Genomic DNA, 10,902 nt, shown 5'->3' with positions numbered 1-10,902 from the left:
CGCGGCGGCCGGACGAATCCGGCGCGCCGGACGCGCGAGGGAGTGCCGGTCCGGCCCGCCGGACGCGCGAGGGGGACTGCCGGTTCCGTGCCGGACGGGCGGGAGCGCCCGGCTCAGCGGGCCGGGTACGGGGGCGGGGCCGTGGAGCCCCGCGCGGTCACCGTCGCCGAGAGCAGCACCGTGCGGGCCGGCGCGAGCGGGGCCCGGATGCGTTCGAACAGCTGGGTGACGGCCGCCTCGCCGAGGGCGACCGGATCCTGGGCGACGGCCGTCACCCCGGGCCGGACCAGGCTCATCCACGGAACGTCGTCGAACGCCACCAGGCTGAGCTGGTCCGGGATCGACACACCCAGCTCCGCGGCGGCACGCCAGACGGCCTCCGCCAGGACGTTGTTGGCGGCGAAGATCGCCGTCGGCGGCTCGGCCCGACCGAGCAGGACGTGCGCCTCCTTCCGGGCGGCCTCGACGTCCCAGCCGGCGCGCACCACGAGCGAGTCGTCGGCGGGGACCCCGGCGGCGGCGAAGGCCGCCCGGTAGCCGGCGAGCCGGTTCTGGCCGGTGGTCCAGTGCATCTCGTCGATGACCAGCGCGATCCGGCGGTGGCCGAGGTCCAGCAGTCGGGCGGTGACGCTCTGCGCCGCGCTCTCGTTGTCCACCATCACCGCGTCGCAGGCCCCGGCGGCGAACCGCCGGTCCACCTCCACCACCGGGATCTGCTGCCGGATCAGGTAGGTGCTGACCTGCGCCGAGACGGGTGTGACGAGGACACCGGCGACCCGCAGCGCCACGAACGCCTCGGCGACCTCCGCCTCCACCTCCGGGGAACCACCGCCGTCGGCGAGCATCATCGTGTACCGCCGGTCGCGGGCCTGCTGGCTGATGCCGGCGGCGAGTCCGGCGTAGAACGGGTTGTTCAGGTCGGAGACCAGCACGCCGATCGACTGGCTGGCCTGCTGGCGGAGGTGCCGGGCGGTCGCGTCGGGCACGTAGCCGAGTTCGTGGGCGACCTGTCGGACCCGGTCCCGTACCGTCGGGGCCACGTAGCCGCGACCGGTCAACGCCCGGGACACCGTCGACCGGGACACCCCGGCCGCCTCGGCGACCTCCCGGATGGTCGGCCGTCGGGCCGGGTCGAACCCCTCGGGCGCCGCCAGCCCGCTCCTCACGTGGTCACCTGTCCGCCTCGGTCGCGTCGGTCCTGCCGCTGTCACGCCACCAGTGTCCCGCGCGCCGGCTCCGGAAAGCGCGTTTCACGTGATCACCGCTCGCTCGTCCGGGGCACAGTCTGCGCCTGTGGCGGGTCGGGCGCAAACCAGATGGAACACCACCGGGGACAGCTCTGATAACGTTCCCACATGTCTGTCGCCGGGCCGCCCGCCGGCCGTGGCCCGGCGCTGCCGCTGCGGGGCACCGTCGAGGGGTTCTACGGTCCACCGTGGTCACCCGCGGAGCGTCGGGCCCACCTGGAGTTCTCCGCCGACGTCGGCCTCAACGCGTACGTCTACGCGCCGAAGAACGACGCCTACCACCGGTCGCGCTGGCGGGACCCGTACCCGGCCGAGGAGCTGCGCCAGCTCGCCGACCTCGCCGACCATGCCCGCTCGCTGGGCATCCGCTTCGTCTACGCGATCAGCCCAGGGCTCAGCATGCGGTTCGCCGACGACGCGGACCACCGGGCCCTGGCCGCGAAGGCCGCCGGCCTGTGGGACGCCGGAATCGAGTCCTTCGCGCTCTTCTTCGACGACGTGCCCACCGAGCTGAGCCGGCCGGAGGAGCGGGACCGCTGGCCCGGCGCGGGCGCGGCGCACGGCGAGGCCTGCACCCGTTTCGTCGACGACTTCCTCATTCCCCGGGGCGTCCGGGAACCCCTGCTCGTCTGCCCCACCGACTACGCCGGCACCGACGCCTCCGCCTACCGGCAGCAGTTCGCGCGGACCGCCCCGCCGGAGGTGGTGGTCGCCTGGACCGGCCCGGACATCGTGGTCGCCGCGATCACCCGGGAGGACGTCGACCGGGCGGCGGCCAGCTACCGGCGTCCCCTCGTGCTCTGGGACAACTACCCTGTCAACGACTACGAGCCGAGCCGGCTCTTCCTCGGCCCGCTCACCGGCCGGGCCACGGACCTGGCGGGCTCCGCCCTGGTCGGGGTGCTCGCCAACCCGATGGTGCAGGCGGTGCCGTCGCGTATCCCGCTCGCCTCCGTCGCCGACTGGGCCCGGGACCCGGGCCGGTACGACCCGGCGGACTCGGCCCGCCGGGCGCTGCTCACCGTCGCCGGGACCGGGGCGGTCCACCTGGAACCCCTGGTCCGGGCCTGTAGTGCCTGGCCGCCGAGCGCGGCGCAGGACCCCGACCTCCTCCGGGCGATCGACGACGCCCTCGCCGGTGCGCCGGCCGCCCTGGACGTGCTGACCGACCGTCTGGACGAGTTGGCCCGGGGATGCGCGGCAGCGGCCGAGCCGGAGCCGCTGGTCGCCGCCCTGCGGCCGTGGCTGACGGCCGGAGCGTCCGGCGCGACCGCCGGCCTGGCCGCCGTACGCCTGCTCCGGGCCGCCACGGCCGAGCGGACGACGGCCACCCCGACCGCGTCCACCCCGCCGATCGAGGCGCTGCGGGCGGAGACCGGCCGGGCCCTGGCGGACGCCGAGAGTCACCACGCCAACCTGCTGCGACCGGTCATCCCGCCCTTCGTGCGGGAGGTGCTGCGCCGCACGGCCCCCGCCCCGGTGGCTCCCGACGCCGGGCCGTACGCCCTGCTGGTGACCGGGCCCCGTCCCACCGCCGGCGACCAGGTCGTCACCGAGCTGTGCGCCCGGCGCGGCTACCGGGTGCGCCCGGTGGCCACCCCGTCGGCGGCCGACCTCGACCGGGCGGCGGCGGTGATCGTCACCCGGGGCGCCGACGACGCCGCGATCGACGCCGTGGCCCGCGTCGGGGCTCCGCTGCTCGCCTGGCACGGCCTCGTTCCGCTCGGGCTGGCCCGGGACAGCGCGGTCCTGTTGCTGCACGACCGGGTCCGGCTGGTGGCACCGGACGACCCGCTCGCGGCCGGCCTCGACGGTCTCGTGCCGGTCTACCGTGGTCCGGGAAAGCTCACCGTCGCCGACGTCGGGCCGCAGGCCCGGGTGGTGGCCCGGGTCGCCGACGAGGACCGCGCCGTCCTGTTCCACTACGCCACGGGTGCCGCGCTGGCCGACGGGTCGGAAGCGCCGGCGCCCCGGATCGGCGTCTTCCTCAGCGCGGACGGACCGGCCCCGTGGCTGGTCACCCCCGAGGGGTACGCGCTCGTGGCCGCCGCCGTGGACGCGCTGCTGACCCGGATCCCCCGTCAGGCCGGTCCCGCCGGCGTCGCGTCGCCCGTGGCGCCGGCCACCGTCGGGGCCCCCGAGGGACCGCCCACCCGGGCGGGTGGTTGACGGCCGCCGTACCCCTCAGATCGCCTCGACGATCTCCGCCAGGGTGTCCGGACCGCCGACGTTGCCCGGCACGATCACACAGGTCGTCGCGGTCGCCGTCGTCCGGTCCAGGTCCCAGACCGAGACGCCGGGCAGCACCTGCCCGCGCACCGTCGCGGCGTCCGCGCCGAGTCCCGTGCCGACCACCTCGGCCGAGGTGATCCCGCCCTTGGCCACCACCACACGGGCGGTGCCGGCCAGCTCGCGGACCACCGTCGTCAGGGCGGCCATCACGGCTTCGCCGTGCGCCAGCGTGTGGTGGTCGCCCCGGCGTACCCGCTCCGAGCCGACCACCGCGATCCCGTCGGTGGTCAGCGCCCGCTCGGCCGCCGCGACGACGGCCCGTCCCGCCGCCGCCGGGTCGCGCAGCGCGGCCTCGGTGTCGACGACCAGGGAGGCGACCCCCCGGCGGCGGTGCAGTTCGGTCAGTTGGGCGGTCGCCCCGGAGGTGTGCGATCCGCAGACCACCAGGACCGGCCCCCGGCCGCCGTCGAACGGCCGGGGCAGCAGGCCGGGACTGACCGCACCGGCGCAGCGGGCGGCGAGTGGCGCCGCGCAGCGGACCACCACCGACCGGCCCCGCTGCCGGGCCGCGCGCAGTCCCCGGTGGACCAGGTCGATGTCGGCGTCCGTCTCGGCGTCCGGGGCCACCACGTCCCGGCCGGGCGAGGCGAGCAGGGCCGCCGTCACCGCCGCGCCACGCGAGGACCGCAGCTGGTCGACCGGCACCGGCACGGCCTGCCGGGCACCCATCTCCCGCACGTAGTCGACCAGGTCGCCGTGCCGGAACGGGAAGACCGGGTCGGCCGCGTACTCCGTCCGGTGCGCCGGCACCCGTACCCCGTCGACCCGCACGTAGTGCACCCCGCCGAGGGTGGTCCGCCCGCCGGCCGGGAAGGCCGGCAGGAACAGGATCGGCGTGTCGTCGCCGGTGAAGACGTCGGTCTCGGCGAAGACGTGCCCGCGCAGCGTCGAGTCGCCGCGCAGCACGACGTCGACCCGCTCGCCGAGAACGGCGGAGGCGACCGCGATCTCGTTGCGGATCCGCCGGCACAGCGCCACGGCCGTCGCCGCGTCGACCGCCCGCGAGTTCGTCTGGAGGTAGACCGCGTCCACCGTGCGCAGGGTCTCGGTCAACCGGTCGGCGTCCCAGCGCAGCAGCACCCGGACCCCGCTGGCCGACTGGGTGCCGGTGGGGTCGTCGTCGAGTACGACCGTCTTCGTCACGTGGTCCCGCCTCCCGTCAGCCTGCCGCGCATCCTCCCACGCCGTCGAGGCGACCGGACCGACCAGGTCGCCGTGCGCGGAGGCACGCCGTGCCGGGGCTGGTGCCCGCCGAGACAGCACCGGGGTCGGGCATGTGCACGGCAGTGGACGCGGCACGGTGAACGGTCAGGTCCGGGCGAACCGCCGACGGACGCCGGGATGACCGTCGATATCGATGATGATCGTCCGAGAGTATGGTCGGCAGCTGTTTCGATCTCTACGATCAGCCCGGAAGGGAGCTCCATGAGGAGCATCGTCTCCCGTGTCCTCGCGGCGGTGGGTCTGGCGCTCGCCGCCGTCGTGGTCCCGGTGGTGCCCGCCGTCGGCCCGGCCGCGCTCGGTACGCCGGCCCAGGCGGCGGGCCCGCGGCCGGACTTCCAACTACCGTTCCCCTGCGGGGAGTCGTGGCGGCTGGCCACCTACTACGGCCACGACGACTACGACATCGACATGACCTGGACCGGTGGCGCCAGCAACGGTCGGCCGATCCTCGCGTCCTACGCCGGCACGGTGGCCTTCGCCGGCTGGGGCAGCGGCGGGGGCTGGTACGTCGTCGTCGACCACGGCGGCGGCTGGCGTACCTCGTACATGCACATGATCGAGTCTCCGCCGGTCCGGTCCGGCCAGTGGGTCGCCACCGGCCAGCAGATCGGCCGGGTCGGCAGCACCGGCAACTCCACCGGACCGCACCTGCACTACGAGCAGGTCCGGGACGGGGTCAAGACCGAGGCGTGGTTCGGCGGCGTCCCGTCCGGCATCACCTCGGACGGGAGCCCGCACACCGGCCCGCTCTACGTCTCCGGGCCTGTCTCGGCACCGCGCAGCGTGGTCAGCAACAACTGCGGTGTGGCGTCCCGGCAGGTGTGGGAGGCCGCCAGCAACACCGGTTGGCGGGCGCTGCCGGTCGGCGGCGCGACCGGCCCGGTCGTCGGGTCGGCCACCGCCGCGATCGAACTGGACGGCGTCAAGATCGTGTACACGGTGCGGGACGGCCGGGTGTACGAGGCGGCCAGCAACACCGGTTGGCGCAACCTCTGGACCGGGATCTCCGGGGTGAGCAACTCGGCGTTGGCGGCCATCACGCTCGACGGCGTGAAGTACGTGTACACGGTGGTCGGTGGTTGGGTGCACGAGGCGTCGAGTGCCAACGGTTGGCGGAATCTGAATTCCGGGATCTCCGGGGTGAGCAACTCGGCGTTGGCGGCGATCACCGTGGGCGGTGTGAAGTACGTGTACACGGTGGTCGGTGGTTGGGTGCACGAGGCGTCGAGTGCCAACGGTTGGCGGAACCTGAACTCGGGGATCTCCGGGGTGAGCGGTTCGGCGTTGGCGGCCATGACGCACAACGGCGTGAAGCACGTCTACACCGTGGCCGGTGGCATGGTGCACGAGGCGGCCAGCGACAGCGGCTGGCGCAACCTCAACTCCGGCGTGCGCGGCTCGACCGTCTCGGCCCTGACGCTGAACGGCGTGAAGATCCTCTACACCGCCTGACGGCGGGTCGGCGGGCGGGGGCCGAGCACGACCCCGCCCGCCGCCCGCACCGCCCGACCCGGGTCAGTCCCGCAGCGGGTACGGGATGAAGGTGCTGCGATTCTCGTCCAGGTCGAGTCGCCGACTGATCGGCGGCGCGGCCCGCTGGGGGCAGCCCATCCGCTCGCAGGTCTTGCAACCCGGGCCGATCGGTGTCGCGGCCTCGGCGGCGTGCAGGTCCATCCCGGCCGAGTAGACCAGCCGGCCGGCGTGCCGGATCTCGCAGCCCAACCCGATCGCGTAGACCTTGCCGGGCTGGCCGTAGCCGCCGTGGTGGCGGGTGATCGTCCGGGCGATCCACAGGTAGCGCTGCCCGTCCGGCATGGCGGCGACCTGCGTGACCACCCGGCCCGGTGAGCTGAACGCCTCGTAGACGTTCCACAGCGGACAGGTGCCGCCGGTACGGGAGAACGGGAAACCGGTGGCGGACTGGCGTTTCGACATGTTGCCGGCCCGGTCGACCCGGACGAACGAGAACGGCACACCCCGGGCCCGGGGCCGCTGCAAGGTACTGAGCCGGTGGCAGACCGTCTCCCAGCCCATCGCGAAGTGCTCGGTGAGCAGGTCGATGTCGTACCGGCGACGCTCGGCGGCGGCCAGGAACTGTCCGTACGGCAGGATCAGCGCCGCGGCGAAGTAGTTCGCCAGGCCGACCCGGGTGAGGATCTGGGTCTGGGTGTCCTCGAACCGCTCCTCCTCGACGATCTCGTCGATCACGTCGGCGTACTCCAGCAGCGCGATCTGGGCGGCCATCCGCATGGCCTCCTGCCCGCCGCGCAGCGACGTGGACAGGTGCAGGGTCTGCGTCTGGGGACGGAAGCGGTGCAGGTCGCCGCCGAGTTGTCCGGCGTCCTCGCGGGAGACCCGGATCCCGTGCCGTTGCGCCAGCCGGTCCCGCAGGACGGCGCGGACCTCACCGCGACGCAGTCCGATCCGCGCGGCCAGCTGCTCCGCCGCCTCGTCCAGGTCCGGCACGTAGTTCTGCCGCCGGTAGAAGAACTCGGTGACCTGGTCGTGCGGGCTGCGGCCGACCAGGTCCCGGTCACCGACCAGCTCGGCGAGCTGCTCGTCGAGCTGTTGGTGGCGACGGTGCAGCTCGAGCACGGCCTCGGCCGCCTCGGGCAGCCGGTTGGCGAGTTCGGTGAGGTCGGCGATGCGGACCCGACCGCCCAGCGCCTCCCGCAGCCCGGCGACCAGCCGGGGGGTGTCGTGCGGGGCGAAGACGGTCGGGTCGACGCCGAAGACCTCGGTGATGCGCATGAGCACCGGGACGGTCAGCGGACGGGAGTCGTGCTCGATCTGGTTGAGGTAGCTCGGCGAGATGTTGAGCAGCCGGGCGAGGTCCGCCTGGCTCAGCGCCCGGTCCTCCCGCATCCGGCGCAACCTGGCACCGGCGAATGTCTTGGTGATCGCCCTCGCCCCCTCCACCGCATCGGATGTGGTGCGACATTAACACTGCTGTGAATCAAGACCTTCGCAAGTTAACAAAACGGCGTGGAGACTTTTCAATAATTGGCTTCTTCCGTCCCTCGACCGTCCCGTCGACCCCGTGTGACCGTGAATGACACGCCGGCCCACCGGCGCACCGACACACCCACAGACCGGCACCCGAGGGGAGCGAGGACCATGCAGACAACGGTCGAGCAGTTGCGCCACGAATGGGAGAACGACCCGCGCTGGCAGGGAGTGCGGCGCAGCTACCGCGCGGAGGACGTGGTCCGGCTGCGCGGCGCGATCCAGGAGGAACACACCCTCGCCCGGCACGGGGCGAACCGACTCTGGCACCTGCTGCACCGCGAGAACCACATCCACGCGCTCGGCGCACTCACCGGCAACCAGGCGGTGCAGATGGTCCGGGCCGGCCTGAAGGCCATCTACCTCTCCGGCTGGCAGGTGGCGGCGGACGCCAACCTCGCCGGCCACACCTACCCCGACCAGAGTCTCTACCCGGCCAACTCGGTGCCGGCGGTGGTCCGCCGGATCAACAACGCCCTGCTCCGCGCCGCCCAGATCACCACCGCCGAGGGGGAGGTCGACGGGACCGACTGGTTGGCGCCCATCGTCGCCGACGCCGAGGCCGGCTTCGGTGGTCCGCTCAACGCGTACGAGCTGATGACCGCGATGATCGCCGCCGGTGCGGCCGGGGTGCACTGGGAGGACCAACTCGCCGCCGAGAAGAAGTGCGGCCACCTCGGCGGCAAGGTGCTCGTCCCCACCGGCCAGCACATCCGCACCCTGGAGGCGGCGCGGCTCGCCGCGGACGTGGCCGGGGTGCCGACGGTGGTCATCGCCCGGACCGACGCGCAGGCCGCCAGCCTGCTCACCACCGACGTGGACGAGCGGGACCGGCCCTTCGTCACCGGCGAGCGGACCGCCGAGGGCTTCTACCGGGTCCGCAACGGCATCGAGCCGTGCATCGCCCGTGGCCTGGCGTACGCCCCGCACGCCGACCTGCTGTGGATGGAGACCAGCACCCCGGACCTGGAGGTCGCCCGCCGCTTCGCCGAGGCGATCAAGGACCGCTACCCGGACCAGCTGCTCGCCTACAACTGCTCGCCGTCGTTCAACTGGCGCAAGCACCTGGACGACGCGACCATCGCCAAGTTCCAGCGGGAACTCGGACACATGGGGTACAAGTTCCAGTTCATCACCCTGGCCGGCTTCCACGCCCTGAACTACTCGATGTTCGACCTGGCCCGCGGCTACGCCGCCGACGGCATGCCGGCCTACGTCTCGTTGCAGGAGCGCGAGTTCGCCGCCGAGCCGGCCGGATACACCGCCGTCAAGCACCAGCGCGAGGTCGGCACCGGCTACTTCGACCTGATCAGCACCGTGCTCAACCCGGCCGCCGAGACCACCGCCCTGCGTGGCTCTACCGAGGAGGAGCAGTTCGCGTGAGATACGAGATCATCGGTCCGCTGGCGGACCGCTTCGACGAGGTTCTCACCGCGGAGGCGCTGGCGTTCCTGGTGGCGCTGGACAGCGAGTTCGCCGCCCGCCGGGTGGCCCTGCTGGACACCCGCCGGGCCCGCCGGGCCCGGTACGCCACCGGCCAGCTCCCCGACTTCCTCCCGGAGACCGCGCACATCCGCGCCGACCCCTCCTGGCGGGTGGCGCCGCCCGCACCGGGGCTGGTCGACCGGCGGGTGGAGATCACCGGACCGACCGACCGGAAGATGACCGTCAACGCGCTCAACTCCGGTGCCCGCGTGTGGCTCGCCGACTTCGAGGACGCCACCGCCCCCACCTGGCAGAACGTCATCGGGGGGCAGCTCAGCCTGATGGACGCCCTGGACCGGCGGATCGACTTCACCGACCCGCGCGGCAAGCGGTACGCGCTCGGCGAGGAGCTGGCGACGATCGTGGTCCGGCCCCGCGGCTGGCACCTCGTGGAGAAGGGGATCGCCGTCGACGGGCGGCCGATCTCGGCCAGCCTGGTCGACTTCGGCCTCTACCTGTACCACTGCGCGCGTCGGCAACTCGACGCCGGCGCCGGCCCGTACTTCTACCTGCCGAAGCTGGAGACCCACCGGGAGGCGCGGCTCTGGAACGACGTGTTCGTCTTCGCCCAGCGCTACCTGGGCCTGCCGGTGGGGACGATCCGGGCCACCACCCTGATCGAGACGATCACCGCCGCGTTCGAGATGGAGGAGATCCTGTACGAGCTGCGCGAGCACTCGGCGGGACTGAACGCCGGCCGGTGGGACTACATCTTCAGCGTGATCAAGAATTTCGGGCAGTGGCCGGACTTCGTCCTGCCGGACCGGTCCGAGGTCACCATGACCGTGCCGTTCATGCGCGCCTACACCGAACTGCTGGTGCAGACCTGTCACCGGCGTGGCGCGCACGCGATCGGCGGGATGGCGGCGTTCATCCCGAGCCGTGACCCGGCGGTCAACGAGACGGCCCTCGCCCGGGTGCGGGCGGACAAGCAGCGCGAGGCCGACGGCGGGTTCGACGGTTCCTGGGTGGCCCATCCGGGTCTGGTCGGCGTCTGTGGCGAGGTGTTCGACGCGGCGCTCGGCGACCGTCCGCACCAGCTCGACCGACTCCGGGACGACGTGCACGTCACCCCGGCCGACCTGCTGGCCGTCGACAAGACCCCGGGTCAGGTCACGGCCGCCGGGCTGCGGTCCAACGTCGCCGTGGCGCTGCGCTACGTGGACGCCTGGCTGGCCGGCACCGGTGCGGTGGCACTGTGGAACCTGATGGAGGACGCGGCGACCGCCGAGATCGCCCGTTGTCAGGTGTGGCAGTGGTTGCACCACGGCACACCGCTGGCCGACGGCGGCTGCGTCACCGGGGACCTGGTCCGGTCGATCCTCGCCGAGGAACTGGCCGCCCTGGTCGAGGGACGGGACGACACCGGGCGGGAGCGCGCCGGGGCGGCGGCGCGGATCTTCGAGGACACCGCGCTCGGCGAGGACCTGCCGGCGTTCTTCACCACCGACGCGTACGCCCGGCATCTCGGACCGTCCCACGGCGACATCTGACCGGAGACGGAACCGGCACGGAGCCGGGGAGGGCAACGCCCTCCCCGGCTCCGTCGCGTTCAGGTCGGCGGCTGCACCCTGCGCTGAGGGCGGATTTCTGCCAAGATTCAGATGAGAGAGTTTCACCTTGCCTGGCAGGGCAGCTACCTTGCCGC

The 10,902-nt window shown here is 73.3% G+C and carries 7 protein-coding genes; 4 read left to right on the top strand and 3 right to left on the bottom strand.

Annotated features, from left to right (window positions below; genetic code table 11):
• Positions 1–113: 113 nt before the first annotated feature.
• Complete coding sequence (locus AB0F58_RS01025; protein WP_357136080.1) at positions 114–1,166, bottom strand: LacI family DNA-binding transcriptional regulator; 1,053 nt, start codon at positions 1,164–1,166, stop codon at positions 114–116.
• A gap of 189 nt (positions 1,167–1,355) precedes the next feature.
• Here AB0F58_RS01025 and AB0F58_RS01020 point away from each other — a divergent pair, with 189 nt between their 5' ends.
• Positions 1,356–3,416, top strand: coding sequence for a protein O-GlcNAcase (locus AB0F58_RS01020; RefSeq protein ID WP_357136077.1), 2,061 nt, complete (start codon positions 1,356–1,358; stop codon positions 3,414–3,416).
• A gap of 15 nt (positions 3,417–3,431) precedes the next feature.
• Here AB0F58_RS01020 and AB0F58_RS01015 read toward each other — a convergent pair whose 3' ends face one another.
• On the bottom strand, positions 3,432–4,682 hold the full coding sequence (locus AB0F58_RS01015; RefSeq protein WP_357136074.1) for a four-carbon acid sugar kinase family protein: 1,251 nt from the start codon (positions 4,680–4,682) through the stop codon (positions 3,432–3,434).
• A gap of 282 nt (positions 4,683–4,964) precedes the next feature.
• Between AB0F58_RS01015 and AB0F58_RS01010 the strand changes: the two genes are divergently transcribed.
• Entirely contained in the window at positions 4,965–6,215 is a 1,251-nt protein-coding gene (locus AB0F58_RS01010; protein WP_357136071.1) for a M23 family metallopeptidase, read from the top strand.
• Between the two features lie 63 nt (positions 6,216–6,278).
• Here the strand turns inward: AB0F58_RS01010 and AB0F58_RS01005 are convergent, their stop codons facing one another.
• Complete coding sequence (locus tag AB0F58_RS01005) at positions 6,279–7,682, bottom strand: short-chain fatty acyl-CoA regulator family protein (protein WP_357136068.1); 1,404 nt, start codon at positions 7,680–7,682, stop codon at positions 6,279–6,281.
• A gap of 198 nt (positions 7,683–7,880) precedes the next feature.
• On the opposite strand from AB0F58_RS01005, the gene aceA reads away from it, so the two are divergent.
• Positions 7,881–9,152 (top strand): isocitrate lyase, encoded by a 1,272-nt coding sequence (gene aceA / locus AB0F58_RS01000; RefSeq protein ID WP_357136065.1) that lies wholly within the window; start codon positions 7,881–7,883, stop codon positions 9,150–9,152.
• A complete protein-coding gene (gene aceB / locus AB0F58_RS00995) occupies positions 9,149–10,747 on the top strand; it encodes a malate synthase A (protein WP_357136062.1) in 1,599 nt (532 codons plus the stop codon). Before aceA ends, aceB begins: the two co-directional genes overlap by 4 nt.
• The last annotated feature ends 155 nt before the right edge of the window (positions 10,748–10,902 follow it).

Source organism: Micromonospora sp. NPDC023956, from assembly GCF_040639195.1.
Classification (GTDB): Bacteria; Actinomycetota; Actinomycetes; order Mycobacteriales; family Micromonosporaceae; genus Micromonospora.
Note: the sequence above shows the minus strand (reverse complement) of the source record. Positions and strands in the feature narration are given on the sequence as shown.

Excerpts from the sequence above, each read along its gene's own strand:
- aceA (WP_357136065.1), top strand. The coding sequence starts at position 7,881 with ATGCAGACAACGGTCGAGCAGTTGCGCCACGAATGGGAGAACGACCCG.
- AB0F58_RS01020 (WP_357136077.1), top strand. The coding sequence starts at position 1,356 with ATGTCTGTCGCCGGGCCGCCCGCCGGCCGTGGCCCGGCGCTGCCGCTG.
- AB0F58_RS01010 (WP_357136071.1), top strand. The coding sequence starts at position 4,965 with ATGAGGAGCATCGTCTCCCGTGTCCTCGCGGCGGTGGGTCTGGCGCTC.